Source organism: Sphingomonas sp. Leaf4, assembly GCF_920939515.1.
Taxonomy (GTDB): domain Bacteria; phylum Pseudomonadota; class Alphaproteobacteria; order Sphingomonadales; family Sphingomonadaceae; genus Sphingomonas.
Genome location: NZ_CAKLBB010000010.1, coordinates 60,092 through 75,238 on the forward strand (window position 1 = coordinate 60,092; position 15,147 = coordinate 75,238).

At 65.0% G+C, this 15,147-nt stretch carries 15 protein-coding genes and 1 pseudogene; 8 read left to right on the forward strand and 8 right to left on the reverse strand.

Annotation, left to right across the window (positions count from 1 at the left end; genetic code table 11):
- Positions 1–63 precede the first annotated feature (63 nt).
- Positions 64–2,271 carry a TonB-dependent receptor domain-containing protein gene (locus tag LRA89_RS15580; RefSeq protein ID WP_230771641.1) on the reverse strand — a complete coding sequence of 736 codons (2,208 nt, stop codon included), beginning with the start codon at positions 2,269–2,271 and terminating at the stop codon, positions 64–66.
- 331 nt (positions 2,272–2,602) lie between these two features.
- Between LRA89_RS15580 and LRA89_RS15585 the strand changes: the two genes are divergently transcribed.
- The 6 genes and pseudogenes from LRA89_RS15585 to LRA89_RS15610 all read left to right on the forward strand — a co-directional run bounded on the left by LRA89_RS15585 (position 2,603) and on the right by LRA89_RS15610 (position 7,214).
- Positions 2,603–2,977 (forward strand): DUF2946 family protein, encoded by a 375-nt coding sequence (locus tag LRA89_RS15585; protein ID WP_230771643.1) that lies wholly within the window; start codon positions 2,603–2,605, stop codon positions 2,975–2,977.
- Positions 2,978–3,170: 193 nt separating this feature from the next.
- Positions 3,171–3,308, forward strand: a complete 138-nt coding sequence (locus tag LRA89_RS15590) for a hypothetical protein (protein ID WP_230771645.1) — start codon at positions 3,171–3,173, stop codon at positions 3,306–3,308.
- Positions 3,309–3,378: 70 nt separating this feature from the next.
- A pseudogene (locus LRA89_RS15595) lies at positions 3,379–4,787 on the forward strand (cytochrome ubiquinol oxidase subunit I).
- Positions 4,784–5,797: a cytochrome d ubiquinol oxidase subunit II gene (gene cydB / locus LRA89_RS15600; protein ID WP_230771647.1), complete on the forward strand. Its 1,014-nt coding sequence runs from the start codon at positions 4,784–4,786 to the stop codon at positions 5,795–5,797. Before LRA89_RS15595 ends, cydB begins: the two are co-directional and overlap by 4 nt.
- Positions 5,797–5,913 carry a DUF2474 family protein gene (locus LRA89_RS15605; RefSeq protein WP_230771649.1) on the forward strand — a complete coding sequence of 39 codons (117 nt, stop codon included), beginning with the start codon at positions 5,797–5,799 and terminating at the stop codon, positions 5,911–5,913. The genes cydB and LRA89_RS15605 overlap by 1 nt, the downstream gene beginning before the upstream one ends.
- Positions 5,914–6,074: 161 nt before the next feature.
- On the forward strand, positions 6,075–7,214 hold the full coding sequence (locus LRA89_RS15610) for a DJ-1/PfpI family protein (RefSeq protein WP_230771651.1): 1,140 nt from the start codon (positions 6,075–6,077) through the stop codon (positions 7,212–7,214).
- Here LRA89_RS15610 and LRA89_RS15615 read toward each other — a convergent pair whose 3' ends face one another.
- Positions 7,215–8,165 (reverse strand): GlxA family transcriptional regulator, encoded by a 951-nt coding sequence (locus LRA89_RS15615; RefSeq protein WP_230771653.1) that lies wholly within the window; start codon positions 8,163–8,165, stop codon positions 7,215–7,217. It abuts the gene before it with no gap.
- A gap of 93 nt (positions 8,166–8,258) precedes the next feature.
- On the opposite strand from LRA89_RS15615, the gene LRA89_RS15620 reads away from it, so the two are divergent.
- Positions 8,259–8,807, forward strand: a complete 549-nt coding sequence (locus LRA89_RS15620; RefSeq protein WP_230771655.1) for a cysteine hydrolase family protein — start codon at positions 8,259–8,261, stop codon at positions 8,805–8,807.
- 48 nt (positions 8,808–8,855) lie between these two features.
- Here LRA89_RS15620 and LRA89_RS15625 read toward each other — a convergent pair whose 3' ends face one another.
- From LRA89_RS15625 to LRA89_RS15645, 5 genes are all read right to left on the reverse strand, one after another.
- Entirely contained in the window at positions 8,856–9,059 is a 204-nt protein-coding gene (locus LRA89_RS15625) for a hypothetical protein (RefSeq protein ID WP_230771657.1), read from the reverse strand.
- Positions 9,060–9,115: 56 nt separating this feature from the next.
- Entirely contained in the window at positions 9,116–9,973 is an 858-nt protein-coding gene (locus LRA89_RS15630; RefSeq protein ID WP_230771659.1) for an NmrA family NAD(P)-binding protein, read from the reverse strand.
- 71 nt (positions 9,974–10,044) lie between these two features.
- Positions 10,045–10,638 carry a cytochrome b gene (locus LRA89_RS15635; protein ID WP_230771661.1) on the reverse strand — a complete coding sequence of 198 codons (594 nt, stop codon included), beginning with the start codon at positions 10,636–10,638 and terminating at the stop codon, positions 10,045–10,047.
- Positions 10,635–10,970, reverse strand: a complete 336-nt coding sequence (locus LRA89_RS15640; RefSeq protein WP_230771663.1) for an STN domain-containing protein — start codon at positions 10,968–10,970, stop codon at positions 10,635–10,637. Before LRA89_RS15640 ends, LRA89_RS15635 begins: the two co-directional genes overlap by 4 nt.
- A gap of 68 nt (positions 10,971–11,038) precedes the next feature.
- On the reverse strand, positions 11,039–11,758 hold the full coding sequence (locus tag LRA89_RS15645; protein ID WP_230771665.1) for a DJ-1/PfpI family protein: 720 nt from the start codon (positions 11,756–11,758) through the stop codon (positions 11,039–11,041).
- A gap of 151 nt (positions 11,759–11,909) precedes the next feature.
- Between LRA89_RS15645 and LRA89_RS15650 the strand changes: the two genes are divergently transcribed.
- Positions 11,910–12,893, forward strand: coding sequence for a GlxA family transcriptional regulator (locus LRA89_RS15650; protein ID WP_230771667.1), 984 nt, complete (start codon positions 11,910–11,912; stop codon positions 12,891–12,893).
- 267 nt (positions 12,894–13,160) lie between these two features.
- Here LRA89_RS15650 and LRA89_RS15655 read toward each other — a convergent pair whose 3' ends face one another.
- A complete protein-coding gene (locus tag LRA89_RS15655) occupies positions 13,161–14,747 on the reverse strand; it encodes an alpha-L-fucosidase (protein WP_230771669.1) in 1,587 nt (528 codons plus the stop codon).
- Positions 14,748–15,147 lie beyond the last annotated feature (400 nt).

Here is a 15,147-nt window from a genome sequence, read left to right on the forward strand (position 1 = left end):
CTGTTTAAGCCGCCATGCTGACAGGAATATGAACCGCCCGGCGGGACGTCACGTTGACGGCCATCAGAACTGGTGCCGCATACCGAACGTGATACTGCGCCCGCGTAGCGGCGACTGGTCCTTGACGAACGACGTGTGCGCAAGCGCCAACTGGTTGGTCAGGTTGGTACCACGCAAGTAGAGCTCGACACCCTTGGCGGCCCCCAGATCGAAACGGTATGCCACCGTGGCATTCACCATGTCGTACCCCGGCGTGCGCGTTTCATACGAAGCGACACGACCTTGCGTGAACGTGCGGTAATATTCGATGTCCGCAGTCACCGGGCCGCCGGCGTAGGCATAACGCCCGCCCAGCCGCCCCGGCGGGATACGCGGCAGGTTGTCGTTCTGGCCACGCAGGTCGGCATCGACGTAATCGCCGAAGATGGTGAAGCGCGATCGCGTGTCCGGCCGGTGGCTGATCTGTCCGTCGATCCCGGATAGCCGCGCGTCGGACGCGGTGTAGACCAGGAACCTGTTCCTACCGTCAGTGCTGACCAGGCGAGCGAAGATGTAGTCGTCGATATTCTTGTGGAACAGGCCCAGTTCGAATTCGGTCGCGCCATCGGTCTTGCCGAAGGTCAGGTCGATCGACCGCGCGGTTTCCAGTACGTTCGCGTCGGACGCCGGCAACAGCGTTTCGTAGTTGAACCGCCGCGCAAGTCCGACCTCGAAACTGTTGGTCGCCAGATTGTTGTTCTTGGCGTAAATCTCCCGCACGCTCGCCGCGCGTTGCGACCGGGCCAGCGACATCCCGACCGTATAGCCGCCATCCACATGCCATGTCGCGCCGAGCGACGCCGAGAAGGGGGCGACGTCGGACGCGGGAAAAGTGTTGGCGAACACGCGGTCGTATCGCTGCCGGAAACGTTCGGTCCGCTCCGGCGACGCTAGGTCACGTTCGGAGATGAACATCGTATAGGGCTCTTTGACCGCGTTCATAACGCGCCAGTCCTTGCGCGCTGCGACCTCGACGTCCAGTCTTCCGAACGACCGTCGTTCGGCCAGGAATATTCCGACATTCTCCGTCCGGAACTGCATCGCGATGTCGCCTAGATGCGCCTCGCTGGAATCGAGGCCGCTGAACAGGCCATTGGTGTACTGCGCGCCGAACGCGCCGGTGAATCCCAGCACCGGCCGATGCGTCAACTCCACGCGACCGTCATACACCTTGTTCGTGTAGCGCGAGAAGACGATCGGCCCGTCGCGTTCGTCATGCGCATAATCGGTGTAGGACGCGCGCAGGCGGACGTGATCCAGCCCCGGCAGCAGCCGGTCGTAATCGGCGCGGACGTCCACCCGGTCGCTGCGCAGCGCGATCGTGGCCGGTTGGCTGTCGTCGATTCCCTCGAAGGGATCCGTGATGAAGCCGTGGATCTTGCAATGCAGGTCGAGCTGGTGCGTGTGGCACGCGCCGCCTGCATGGCTGTGGCCGGGCAGGCCATAGGTACCGGTCTGCCGGCTGTAGGCCGCGCCGACATATCCCTTCGACGTGATCCACGACGCACCGGCACTGTAGCTGGTGCTGTCCGCGAACGAGTCGCGTAGCGTGTCGCTGCCATAGCCGTCGGGAACGGCGTAATCCTCGCTGGTGCGCCGCGACCCTTCGACATGCACGGCGATGCTGCCGATGCCGGCGGTCACCCGGCCGACGACGGTCTTCTCCTCATCCCCCGTGCCGTAGCGCACCTCGCTCGCACCGGTCAGCCCGCCCGCCGGCACCGCTTTGGGCACTTTGCCGTCGATCAGGTTGATCGCGCCGTTCAGCGCGTTGCCGCCATAGCGCACGGCCGCCGGGCCACGCTGGATCTCGATCGAGTCGAGCAGCAGCGGATCAGTGGCGATCGCATGATCGGGCGACACCGACGACGCATCGAACACGTTGGCGCCATCGCTCAGGATCTCGATCCGTGGCAGGGTCTGCCCGCGGATCACTGGGCGCGATGCGCCGCCACCGAAATTGTCGAGATGGATGCCCGGCAGCCCGGCCAGCGTCTCGCCGAGGCCACCTTGGCGGCGATGCGCGAGAGCGTCGCCCGACAGCACGGTCACTGGGAGGGCCACCTGTCCGTCGTCGGCAATCGACCGCCCGGTTACGACAATGTCGCCCGTGCCTGCACGTCGCTCATCCCGGCTCTCCGTGGGCAGCAAATCTTGCGCGCTCACGGGCGTGCCGATGAAGATGCCGATGGCGGCCAGACGCTTGACCCGCCGACCGGTAACAATATCCATATGCATGATCGTTCCCAAAAACCCCTGCGCGGCCTATCTGTTACAGTATATCATCTCGTCAACAGTGAATGATGCTTGGCGCAGTCTGGATGGCAGATGAGGCGTTCGATCGATCGCTGTCGCTGCGCGGTCATCATCAGCGCGCCTAGCTGTAGACCCGATTGCGTAGGGTGTTCCGCGCAAATGGCCATCTACCGCGGACAAGGTTCACTCTCAGTTCAATCGCGTGCGACGCGTCGGCAGCGGGACATATTGTCGTATCGACGAGGTCTGGCAGGCCACGTAACGTCGTCCCGTGCAAATGGTTCGTCGCCTCGTCGGGAAGTATCCCATGAGACTGTCGTGGCTCTGCATGTTGGCGTTGACGTTACGTCTTGTCGTTCCCACCGGCTATATGCCGGTCATGTCGCATGGGCGGATGGTCGTATCGATCTGTTCGGGTAATGCGACCCGGTCGATGCTCGTTACCATTCCGGGGTTGGAAGAGCGGCCGGGCGAAGGTCGGCACGACGACCGGGACCAGCACGGCGCGCCATGCGCCTATGCCGGCCTGTCGATGTTGGCGCTGGATTCGGCGACGCCGGTACTGGTTCGAACCGCGCCGCGCTTCATGGAGGAAACCGGGCTGCTTCCGCCGCCGGTATCCACCGCTGGCTGGCGAGCAGGATTACGGCCATGGGTTCGGGGCCCCCCGGCGCGCGCCTGATAGGCAACTTACGCGGCTGACCGTCCTGTCGACCGCGCAGAAGCCAGTCCTGCCCGCACCTCCGATCCCATGAACGCCCGCGACGGATCGCGCGTCGAACAGGAATATCTATGTCCCGATCATCGTCCCTGCCGGCGAGGATGTGGCGCGCCCTGTGCGCCCGTGTTCTCCCGGCCGCCCGAACGGCACGACCATGCTGACGCCCGGCGAACGCCGCTTCCGCCGGGGGCTGCATATCGTGATTGGCCTGCTGCTCGCGATCACCGCGCTGCTGGTGATCGTCGCGCCCGCGCCGGATTCACCGCCCCCGACAACGCCCCGCGCGAAATGATCCACTGTGCCGCCGGGCGATTGCGGCACCCGGCGGCGCACTGTGCCCCGGCACGACAAACAGGTTTTCCATGACAGACTATGCGCTTCTCCTCGCGCGGATACAGTTCGCGTTCACGATAGCCTTTCACTTCATCTTTCCTGCATTCTCGATCGGGCTGGCCAGTTTCCTGATGGTGTTGGAGGGGCTGTGGCTGCGGACCGGCCGCGGGGTATATGCCAATCTTTATCGCTACTGGCTCAAGATCTTCGCCATCGTGTTCGGCATGGGCGTCGTGTCGGGCATCGTCATGTCCTACCAGTTCGGCACCAACTGGTCGGTCTTCTCTGACAGGGCGGGGCCGGTGATCGTACCATTGATGGCCTATGAGGTGCTGACGGCATTCTTTCTTGAAGCCGGGTTCCTAGGCGTCATGCTGTTCGGCATCGCCAGGGTCGGGCGCGGACTGCATTTCTTCGCCACCTGCATGGTGGCGCTCGGCACGCTGATTTCGGCCACGTGGATACTGAGCGTCAACAGCCGGATGCACACCCCGACCGGCTTCGCGATCAACGCGCAGGGGCAGTTCGTGCCGGCGGGATCGTGGATGCCGATTATCTTCAATCCCAGTTTCCCCTATCGCTTGACCCACACCGTCATTGCCGCGTTCCTGACGACGGCACTGGTCGTCGCGGCGGTCGGTGGCTGGCACCTGCTGCGCGACCGCGCGAACCTTGGCGCACGCAAGATGCTGGCGATGGGGCTCGGCATGGTCGCGGTGATGGCGCCGCTCCAGATACTGGCGGGCGACGCGCACGGGCTGAATACCCTGGAACATCAGCCAGCCAAGGTGCTGGCGATGGAGGGCCATTATAAAGCGCATCCGGACGGGGCGCCGCTGATCCTGTTCGGCCTGCCCAGCGACCGCGAGGAACGGGTGGACCATGCCGTGGAAATCCCGAAGCTGAGTTCGCTGATACTGCGCCACGACCTGAACGCGCCGCTGCCGGGGTTGACGGATTATCCGCGCAACCGCCGACCTCCGACGACGATCCTGTTCTGGTCGTTCCGGGTGATGGTCGGGCTGGGCATGGCGATGCTCGTACTTGGCATCTGGGGATTGTGGGCACGGTGGCGCGGGCGGCTGTACGATACACCTTGGCTGCACCGCGCGGCGTTGGCGATGGGACCGACGGGATTTATCGCCGTGCTGGCTGGTTGGATCACAACCGAGGTCGGGCGTCAGCCATGGGTGATCTACGGCCAGATGCTGACCGCCGACGCCCGCTCGCCGATCGCGGCACCCGCGGTGGCGACCTCGCTCGTGGCCTTCGTCGTGATCTACTTCGCAGTCTTTGGCATGGGCGTCGTCTATGTCCTGCGCCTGATCCCAAGCCACCCGAAGCGCATGAGGCCGAACCCCGCTGCACGCCGCGCCATGCTGCCGGTATCACGCCAGCGGTCGCCTTCGAGCAGCCGACTCAGGAGCGCGGCGCATGACCGGCGTAACCTACAGCCTCGACCTGACCGTCATCTGGGCGATCATCATCGCGTTCGGCATCTTCGCCTATGTCGTCATGGATGGGTTCGACTTGGGTATCGGCATCCTGTTCCCCGGCTTCAGGGTCGGGGCGGAACGCGACGCGGCGATGAATTCGATCGCGCCAGTTTGGGACGGGAACGAGACGTGGCTGGTGCTGGGCGGGGGCGGGCTGTTTGCCGCCTTTCCGCTTGCCTATGCGATCATCCTGCCCGCCACCTATCCGCTGGTGATCGCCATGCTGCTGGGCCTAGTGTTTCGCGGGGTGGCGTTCGAGTTTCGCTGGCGCGATCCGTCGCACCGGCACTGGTGGGATCGGGCGTTCACGCTAGGTTCGCTGGTGGCGGCGATCGCGCAGGGGATGATGCTGGGCGCGATCCTCCAAGGCATCCGGGTCGTGGACCGGGCCTTCGCCGGCGGCTGGCTGGACTGGCTGACTCCGTTCACCATCCTGACGGGCACATCGGTGGCGATCGGTTATGCGCTGCTCGGCGCGACATGGCTGATCGGCAAGACCGATGGCGAGGCACAGGCCCATGCGCGGCGGATGGCCACGAAGCTGGCCATCGCCACGGTCGTCGCGATGGCGGCGGTCAGCGTGGCGACGCCGTTCCTCAGCTATGATTACTGGCGGCGCTGGTTCGCGATGCCGGGCGTCCTGCTGACCGCGCAGGTGCCGTTGCTGATCGTCGTCATCACCGGAGTCCTGTTCTGGTCGGTGGCGCGCGGGCGGGAGAAGTTGCCGTTCCTGGCTTCGCTGGCGCTGTTCCTGCTGGGCTATATCGGCCTTGGCATCAGCATCTTTCCCTATGTCGTGCCGCGCGCGGTCACGATCTGGGCGGCGGCGGCACCGGCGCAGAGCCAGTTGTTCATGCTGGTCGGCACCGTCGTCATCATTCCCGTCATCATCGGCTATACCGCCTGGGCCTATTGGGTGTTCCGGGGCAAGGTCGGCGAAGGATACCACTGATGGCCGCGCCCGAACGACCGCTGCTGCTGAGGCTGGGCTGGATGGCGGCGATCTGGGCCGCCAGCGTGTCGGCGCTCGGGGTGGTCGCCTTCGCGATCCGCGCCGTTCTGCTATAGTCCGTCGGTCGTGGCTTGGCAGGAATGCTGCACGATACCGCCTGCACAGGCCCTGTCCGGCCCTCCCGCCACGCATGGCCGAATGTGAGCGATCTGCGTCCTTTACGCCATCATGGCGGCGGCCGAGAGGCGATTGCATACCACGGCTATCAGAGGCTCCCATGCACACCATCAACCGACGAACGGCGATCGCATCCACCGCAGTGGCCCTAGGCGGTCTTGCACTCGGCGGCAGGGCAGCGTTGGCGGCGCAGGCCGCGACCGCGTCCACGATGTTCGACGCCTCGAAGAACCCGACGCCCGAAAAGATCGCGCCCTATCAGCCGCGCTTCGGCCGCACCAAACCGCTGGTTGCCGTCGTCGGCCTGAACGAAGGCACGATCATCAGCGATTTCTGCATCCCGTTCGGTGTGATGGCACGTTCTGGCGTCGCGGACGTCGTCTCGGTCTCGGTCACGCTTGGTCCGGTGAAAATGCAGCCGCTGACCTTCCAGCTGCAGACCACCGTCGATGCGTTCGACGAGAGCCACCCCCAAGGTGCCGACTACATCTTCGTGCCGGCTGTCGAGAACGACAGCGATCCCGGCTTGCTCAAATGGATAAAGTCGCAAGCCGACAAGGGATGTACCGTTATCAGCATCTGCTACGGTGCCATGGCCGTTGCCAACACCGGCATCTTCGACGGGCACAGGGCGACCTCGCACTACAGCAACGAGAGCTTTCGGGCGAAGCGCTTCCCGAACGTGAGGTGGCAGAAGAACATTCGCTACGTCGCAGACGGCAAGGTCGTCTCCAGCGCCGGAGTCAGCGCGTCGATGCCGACCTCGATCGCGCTCGTCGAGGCGATTGCCGGTCCCGAAAAGGCGGCGCAGGTCGCGCGCGACGTCGGCATCGACGGTTGGAGCTCACGCCACGACAGCGACGCCTTCCAGTCCGATCCCGGTAACGCCGACATGCCCGCCCGCGATGCCAAACCCGACGTGACGCTCGCCATTCCGGTCAAGGCTGGCGACGACGAGATCGCGCTGGCCTTCACCGCGGAGGCCTATAGCCGGACGGGCAACACGATGGCCTATGCCATCGCAGCGAGCAAGGCACCCGTTCGTCTGGCGCACGGGCTGGTTGTCCTGCCGGACTTGGTCGTCGGTGGCCCGACAAAGGTCGAACGCACGCTCGCCCCGCTCAAGGCGCACGAGGCGACCCGCGCGCTCGACATCGCGCTGGCCGATATCACGAAGGTTTATGGTCCGAAGGCCGCGCGCAACGTCGCGCTGTTCATGGAATATCCGGGCACGCGGTAATCACGGACCGTCGCGGCTCGGCATCCCGCCCCCGTTCGTGAACCGTCGCCGGTACTCGGACGGGGTCAGGCCGACGATGCGGTTGAATACCTTGCGGAATGCGCTGGGGTCGGTGTAGCCGACATCCCAGCCAACCTGGTCGATGGCAAGATCCGTGTCGCGCAACTTCGCCTTGGCATTGGAGACGCGCAGACGCTGCCAATATTCTGTCGTCGTGTGCCCGGTCGCCTTCTGGAAGCGGCGCAGGAATGTGCGCTCCTCCAGCCCCGCCCGCGCCGCAAGGGTGGGGACGTCGACGATCTTCCCGTCGCTGTCGCGCAGGAACCGCTGCGCCTGCAGGATGGCCGCGTCCTGGTGCCCGGTGTGCGGGCTGAACCCGCTATAGTAGCTCTGCGCCCGACCCGGCGGATCGATCAGGAATGTCTGCGCCACCTCCAGCATCGCAGCGTGGCCAATAAACCTGGCGATGATCGTCAGGCACAGGTCGGTCCATGCCATGACGCCGCCCGCCGTGATGATGTCGCCGTCGTCGATGACGATCCGGTCGGTATCGACCGAAGTCTTGGGGAAGCGGCTGCGGAATTGATCCTCATAGGCCCAGTGCGTCGTGATCGTCCGTCCGTCGAGCAGCCCCGTCTCCCCCAGCACGAACGCGCCGAGGCAGACCGACGCCAGCACCGCGCCGTCCGCATGTCGATCGCGCAGCCAGCGCACGAGGACCGGATCGATGTCGTCGCGCGGCCCGCCCAATGTGGGTGGCAGGATGCAGATCGACGGCAGCGGGGTGCCTGCCGCAGGCGCATCCACCCGCGCCATCGCGCCGTCGGCCACCGTCCATTGCCCGACCGACAGCGCCGCGCCGCCGCGATCGGCCGCCGCGAACAGGTCGGCCATGCCCAGCACCGCAGCCTGCTGCGCACCGGGATAGGTCAGGATAGCTATATCGATCATGTCGTTATCGACCCGCTGTTTGTCGTATCCGCCACTGACATAGGCTTGCGTCGGTCGATAGAACAGCTCCTCATCCAAACGAGGAGCAAGACCATGGCCAAGCGCGCCCTGATCGTCGTCGACCTGCAGAACGAATATGAAGCCGGTGGCAAGCTGCCGCTGGAAAGGCTGGACCGGGCCGTCGCCAACGCCCGCCGCGTGATCGACGCGGCGCGCGACGCGGGGGAGCTTATCGTCCACTTCCGCCACGAGGCGCCAGGTTCCGCCGACGCCCCGTTCGCGGTCGGCACGAACGGCACGGAGATCATCGCGGCCGCCGCGCCGATCGACGGCGAAACGGTGCTGGCCAAGCACTACCCCAACGCATTCCGCGACACCGGCCTCAAAGCGCTGCTGGACGACGCGGGCGTGGCGGACGTCGTGATCGTCGGTGCGATGAGCCACATGTGCATCGACGCGACCACCCGCGCCGCATTCGATTTCGGGTACGGCGTGACAGTCGTTGGCGATGCCTGCGCCACGATGGCCCTGTCGCACGAGGGCGTCGAGGTACCCGCGGCGCAGGTCCACGCCGCGTTCATGGCGGCGCTGGCCTTCGCCTATGCCAGGGTCGTGTCGACGTCTGACCTGCTGGGCGCCTGACCCTGCTTGGGTCAGCCTTGCCCGGATACACAGCCACGACGACTTCCGTTACACCCCCTGCCTGCGACACGCGGCACCCGAGATGGTCGCGGTCTGCTTCGGCTTCGACAAGGCCGTGTTCGATGCGCACATCGGCACCTTCGACCTCGTCACCCGCAAGCGGTTCATGGTCCAGGCCGGCGTGTCGAAGGAGCAGGTGGCCGAGGCGATGATGCTCGCCCCGTGCTGCGCGCGGGTGCGGGCATCACCCATGGCTGGAAGGTCATGCGAGGTATCGCCGAAACCGGCTGACGCGCCGACCGATCCGCTTACAGGCCCATGTCCGTCAGCCACTGCCCCACGCCGCGCGGCGCCAAGCCCAGCCGGTGCTGCGCGGCGGTGTCCGCAGCGATCACGTTGTCGGACAGCTGCGCCATCGTGGCATAAAAGGCTGCGATGGATGCCGCGGCCGGCCCGATCAGCGCTTCGAGCGATGTACCGAAGGCTTCCGGCGACAGCGCCTCGAACCGGACCTCGCGCCCCAGATGCGCCGCGAAGACCCGCGCCAGTTCCGGCCCGGTCAGGCCGGGCAGGTGGCCGACGCCGACGATCCCGGTGACGGCATGGTCGGCCAGCAACCGTTCCGCCACGACGGCCACGTCGAGGTGCGAACTCCACGACACGACGAAATCGGCCCGCAGCGGATAGGGCAGGCGACCGTCGGCCTGTACCGGGCCGATCACCATCGGCAGCAGCAGGTTTTCCAGATACAGGCGTGGTGCGATGACGGCGTGCGAAACGCCACTGTCGGCGATGCGACGGATCAGCGTGCCAATCGCGCTGTTGGCCGATACCTGGAGCGCGCTGCCCGGCGCATCGATGATCGCGCCGCTGGTCGAGATCACGACCCGCTCCGGTCGGGCGGCGGCGATGGCATCCGCGATATTGTTTGCCTGCTGCAGGCGCGCCGGTTCTGCCGCTTGGGGCAGGTGCACGAACACGCCGTCCGCACCGGTGTACGCCGCCGTCAGCGATTCCACTGACGCATTGTCGACCTGGATCGCGGGCCTGCCTTCGGCACGGGCCGGATCGCGGACCGCCGCGAGTGCGTCCCGACCCGAGGCGAGCAGCAGTGCCTGCAGGGGCGCACCCTGCGCCCCGGTCGCACCGTGAATGATATAGGGCATGGAATACTCCTTATCGATCGAACGGGGATATCGGACCGGCTCCGACGGGAAGCGGATCGGCAGGGTCCGGGCTACAGCATGCGCGGCAGGACGTCGCTGCCGGGCCGTCTGTCAAAATAGCGGTGCTTCACGACGCCGGCGACATGCAGCCCGACCAAGACCAGCAACGTATAGGCCAGGATCCGGTGCAGCCACTGGAAGACCGCGAAACGCGCATCGTCCTTGGGCAGCAGTTCCGCGACGTGCACGCCAAAGAAGGTGACGCCGTCGCTGTGGCTGTAGCTGCTCGACATGGCATAGCCCATCAGCGGGACGGTCACGAGCAGGACGTACATCACCGCATGGACCAGCTTCGAGAGCCGAGCTTCCCACAATGCTACGGCAGCGGCGGGCGGGGGAAGCACCGTACGCAAACGGATCGCGATCTGCACGACGACGAGGCAGAAGACCAGCAGCCCGAACGACTTGTGCATCGGATAGAGCGTACCGTACTTCACCGGCACCGCATCGCCGAGCCGGGTCATCACCCAGCCCGCCACCAGCATTCCGATCACCAGCAGCGCGCGGGTCCAGTGCAGCAGCCGCAGCGACAACGGATAGCGGACGACATCCTGCCCCTCCACCGGCGGGGCACGGTGCGGAAGGGGAATGCCGGCCAGGGTCATTTGTTCACCGAGAAGCCGCCATGGATCATCCGCGCCTTGAGCGGAGTGGTCCGCAACATCCGGGTCAGTGCCTGTTCAGGGGTAAGGCGTCCCGCGACGCGCGCGGTGCGCATGGTGCGTGTCGGGCGGCCCTTCATCGCATCGACGTCGAGCGACACGGGGCAGCGGGTGGCCCGGGTAAAGCCGGCGATCGCCTTTTCCAGCGGCATGGCGGCGATCGAAATCCGAATGCGGTCATTCTGGCATTGATAGAAGCTCGCGTCCTGCGCATTGGCGGCGTCCGGAAGGATCGCGGCAAGGCCGAGCATGACGGAGAACAGGAACCTGAACATCGGGGAAACTCCATGTGCGGATTGAAAGGCGCGTCGATCCATTGTCGCGTCTGAATGGAGGATGAGGTTCAACGCCGATACTGCGCGATGATCGGGCCGATCATGCCGCGGGCCGCGTCCATCATTTGCGGCGTGGCTGTCGCCACGGTGCCGGTGTGGAACGGCGGATGCGGATCATATTCGATGGCGAATTCGGCAAGTTCGCCCGCCTCGCGCCCGAAAGCGTCCGCCGCGACCAGCAGTGCCACCTCGAAGCTGCCGATGCCGGGTCCGGCGGTGTAGAGGTTGCCGTCCACCGCCGGGCCGTCGCCCGACGCAAGCACCTGGCCTGCGCCCAGTTCCTGCAGAAGCTGCTCCGCGGCGAAATTGCTCGACACCGTCCGGCCCGCGATCAGCCCGGCTGCGCCAAGCAGCGCGACGCCGTTGCAGACGCCGATCACATAGCGCGCACTACCCGCGGCCCTGCGCGTGAAGGCGATGACCTCGGGATCGTTCTGGACCTCCGGCGGGTTCATGCCGACCGCGAAGACGTCCAGCGGCGGGCAGTCGTCGAACGTCATCGTTGGAACAGTCGGCCACGACCGGAACCCCTCGACCACGTCCCGATTTTTCCAGATGAAATGGATTCGGGATCCCGGCATCATCGCCAGCACCGTCTGAACCCCGATGATGTCCATCGGTACGAAACCGGGGCCGATGAGAATGCCGACGTGAAAGGACGGCACGCCTTCGGGTGCGAGGGCAGCAAGCATGCCGTCATATGACGTGATTTTCATGGCGCGTTCCATTGTGCGGACTGTGCAGACGCGGCGGCATAACCGTTCCCCTTCCGTGGCTGTAGGGCAATGATCCCTTGATTCCGGCCATTGGTGGATTTTGCAGGTGCACCGGTCGATGGTTCGTTTAGGGACCGATTGTCGCAATTCCCAAGGTAGTGTCATGTCCACGTCCTTCGCCTTCTACCTGTGCGATGGGTTCCAGTTACTTGATCTGGCCGGTCCAACGGCCGCCCTGACCGCGGCGAACCGCCTTCTGGAACGCGAGCACTACCGGATCGATCTTGTATCCGCCGACGGAGCGGTCGTTCATGGAGACGCAGGGTTCGGACTGGCGACGCGCGCCGCCGGATCGTTCTTAGCCGAGACGGTCGTGGTGGTCGGCGGGCGAATTGACCCGATGCTGGAAACCGGCAATGTCGGGGGCATCCGACGAGCCGCTGCCGGTGCCCTCAGCATCGCGAGCATCTGTACCGGGGCATTCCTGCTTGCCGCAGCCGGTTTCCTGGATCGCAGGCGGGCAACCACGCACTGGCAGTTCGCGGCGAGGCTTCAGGAGCAATATCCGACGGTAACGGTCGATGCGGATCGCATTTTCATCAACGACGGTGCGATCTGGACGTCGGCCGGCATGACGGCCGGCATCGACCTGATGCTGGCCCGGATCGAGATCGATCACGGTGCCGAAATCGCCAAGGCGGTTTCGCGCGAGCTCGTCGTGTACCACCGTCGACCGGGCGGACAGTCGCAGTACGCGGCGATCGCCCAGATGGAGCCACAGACCGACCGCATCCGCAAGGCGTTGACGTTCGCGCGCGATCATCTGTCCGAGCCACTGCCGATCGATCGCCTTGCCGAAGCCGCCTGTCTGAGCGTGCGCCAGTTCGCACGGCTGTTCCGTAAGGAAACCGGAGAGACGCCAGCGCGGGCGATAGAACGCCTGCGGTGCGAAACCGCTCGCATCCGCCTGCGCGATGGCACCGAACAAGTCGCGACGGTCGCTCGGATTGTGGGATTCGTCGACGCGGAGCGGATGCGCAGCGCATTCTTGCGCCATTTCGGCCATCCGCCCCAGACCCAGCGGCGGCTTGACCGTCCGCTGATCTTGGAAGGTGATGTCCCTTTGTGCTGGCCGCCGATGGGCTAGGAATCAGGACTTGGCGCGCAGGCTGGCTCAACGCCTGGCGGGAAACGGGGGTGCCGCCATCACCGACATAACGATCGCGACCGTCATGACAGCCTCCGTCAACGAAAGAAACCCGAGCGGCACGTTGTGGTCGTCGCCGATGCAGACCACTTTCGAGACGCGATGATCGACGTAATTGATGTGAGGGTAAAGGTATTCGAACGGTCGCCGACGCCGAAACTTGGCTTCGCGCGGGACGGAAAGCATAACGCACAGTATCGGAAACGGTTATCCGTCCCGGGTCAATCCGTCACCCTCGACGACCAGGCCAACGCCGATATCGTTGCGCAAGCCGGACGGCAGATCGACTTCCAGTGCCTGCGCGGTACGGCGGAAGGTCAACGGTTGGGCGTCGCCCGGGATCGTCACGCGTCGCGGCGTGCCGGTTCGCGCCAGTGCCGGGAAACGCGCCACGCCGTCTTCAGGCCAGCCCAGCGTGAAGGCATGCACTGCCGCTCCCTTGCGCACATATCGGACGTCGCGGGGGGTATAGGGCGTGTCCTGTCCGCCTTCGTTGAACTGGCCGGAGCGTGACGCGGTTGGTCCTTCTCCCAGCAGATGCCATGGCCGCGAACCGTATAGCGCGCTGCCATAACGTCCCATCCATGCGGCGATCCGCTCGACGATCGCTTCTTCTTTCTCGTCGATTGTCCCATCGCCGCGCATCGGCACGGACAGCATCATATTGCCGTTCTTGGCAACCACATCGCACAGCGTGTGCAGCACCTTGCGCGGCGTCTTGTAGCCGTCCCGCGCGTACAGGTCGCGATCGTAATGCCAGTTGCCGAGACAGGTTTCCGTCTGGAACGGGTAACGCTGGATCGAATCGTGCGTGCCGCGTTCGACGACGTCGATGATGCCGGGGCGGCGCTCTGCAGGCGTCGCCTTGGCCGTTACCACCGCTTCGTTGCGTCCGTCGTGCCAGTCCATCGACCGGTTGTACATATACGCCGCCATATCGAGCCCCGCCTGACCCAGCGGCAGCGTGAAGTTGTCGAAATACAGCATATCGGGGCGATACAGGTCGACCAGCTCCCGGCAACGCAACAGCCAATTGCGAACGAACGCGGGGTTCTGCGCAGGGGGTTCCTCCGTCCATACGCGGTCGTGCGCCTCGTGCCACGCATTGGCGTCCGCGATCGATCGGATGCCGTCGGGCATCGGCATCGTGCGCCCGGTATAAAGTTGTTGTGGGTCCAGCCCGTCCCACCATTTGCCGATACCGTCGGCGCGGGTCAGCCGCGATGCGTCGTACCGCTGGCCGGCCCGCAGCCCTTCCGGGTCATAGCCATAGGCGGGCTGATACCAGTGCCACGCATGCGCAGAATGATTGGACACGCCGAAGCGCATGCCCCGATCGCGCGCGAGTTTAGCCCAGGTGCCGACGATATCGCGTTTGGGGCCGTAGCGCGTCGCGTTCCAACCATGATGGCTCGACGGATAGGTATCGAAATTGTCATGGTGATTGGCGAGCGCCATGAAATAGCGCGCACCGGCCCGTTGGTAGAGATCGATCAGCCGTTCGGGGTCCCAGCGTGCCGCCGTCCAGCGCGGATACATCTCCATGAAGCCGATATCCGCCGGATGGCCGTAATGCCGCACATGGTGGCGATAGGCGCGGCTGCCCTGAAGATACATGTCGCGCGCATACCAGTCGCCCGCTTCGGGCACGCACTGTGCCGACCAGTGCGCCCATATGCCGAACTTGGCATCGCGGAACCAGTCAGGTGCGTGATAGCCGCCGACGAGCGAGGACCAGTTGGACTGGAACGCGGCAGGGGCTGCCCGCGCGGTACCGCCCGGCAGCGAAGCCATGCCAGCTCCAGCGGCGGCGACAGACAGCAACGAACGACGATCGATCTGCATGGCATATATCCTGACAGGTGATGGTGGGACAGGACGCAAGAACGGACATCGGGTGCGAACAGGATTGCTTGTACGATGCGTCGGGGGTCGTTCAGTTTCGTGGCTATGGCCGCACGCCTGACCTCCTCCAGCGCCCGAAAATGTTCGATTCCGGTTCAGTCACCCTGTCGTCGCCGTGCCTTCTGTTCGGTTGGCCTACGATGCCAATGCAGAACTAGTACGAGTATATAAGTCTTACAATATGAATCCCGTATCCGGTCGAGCGCCACAACCTGATCGACGCGATCGGACGTGTCGGGTGGGACTTTGCAGATCAGGCGCTCCTGAGCTCTAACATGGTAAGCATCGC

Excerpts from the sequence above, each read along its gene's own strand:
- LRA89_RS15580 (WP_230771641.1), bottom strand. The coding sequence starts at position 2,271 with ATGGATATTGTTACCGGTCGGCGGGTCAAGCGTCTGGCCGCCATCGGC.
- LRA89_RS15585 (WP_230771643.1), top strand. The coding sequence starts at position 2,603 with ATGAGACTGTCGTGGCTCTGCATGTTGGCGTTGACGTTACGTCTTGTC.
- LRA89_RS15590 (WP_230771645.1), top strand. The coding sequence starts at position 3,171 with ATGCTGACGCCCGGCGAACGCCGCTTCCGCCGGGGGCTGCATATCGTG.
- cydB (WP_230771647.1), top strand. The coding sequence starts at position 4,784 with ATGACCGGCGTAACCTACAGCCTCGACCTGACCGTCATCTGGGCGATC.
- LRA89_RS15605 (WP_230771649.1), top strand. The coding sequence starts at position 5,797 with ATGGCCGCGCCCGAACGACCGCTGCTGCTGAGGCTGGGCTGGATGGCG.
- LRA89_RS15610 (WP_230771651.1), top strand. The coding sequence starts at position 6,075 with ATGCACACCATCAACCGACGAACGGCGATCGCATCCACCGCAGTGGCC.
- LRA89_RS15615 (WP_230771653.1), bottom strand. The coding sequence starts at position 8,165 with ATGATCGATATAGCTATCCTGACCTATCCCGGTGCGCAGCAGGCTGCG.
- LRA89_RS15620 (WP_230771655.1), top strand. The coding sequence starts at position 8,259 with ATGGCCAAGCGCGCCCTGATCGTCGTCGACCTGCAGAACGAATATGAA.
- LRA89_RS15625 (WP_230771657.1), bottom strand. The coding sequence starts at position 9,059 with ATGGGTGATGCCCGCACCCGCGCGCAGCACGGGGCGAGCATCATCGCC.
- LRA89_RS15630 (WP_230771659.1), bottom strand. The coding sequence starts at position 9,973 with ATGCCCTATATCATTCACGGTGCGACCGGGGCGCAGGGTGCGCCCCTG.
- LRA89_RS15635 (WP_230771661.1), bottom strand. The coding sequence starts at position 10,638 with ATGACCCTGGCCGGCATTCCCCTTCCGCACCGTGCCCCGCCGGTGGAG.
- LRA89_RS15640 (WP_230771663.1), bottom strand. The coding sequence starts at position 10,970 with ATGTTCAGGTTCCTGTTCTCCGTCATGCTCGGCCTTGCCGCGATCCTT.
- LRA89_RS15645 (WP_230771665.1), bottom strand. The coding sequence starts at position 11,758 with ATGGAACGCGCCATGAAAATCACGTCATATGACGGCATGCTTGCTGCC.
- LRA89_RS15650 (WP_230771667.1), top strand. The coding sequence starts at position 11,910 with ATGTCCACGTCCTTCGCCTTCTACCTGTGCGATGGGTTCCAGTTACTT.
- LRA89_RS15655 (WP_230771669.1), bottom strand. The coding sequence starts at position 14,747 with ATGGCTTCGCTGCCGGGCGGTACCGCGCGGGCAGCCCCTGCCGCGTTC.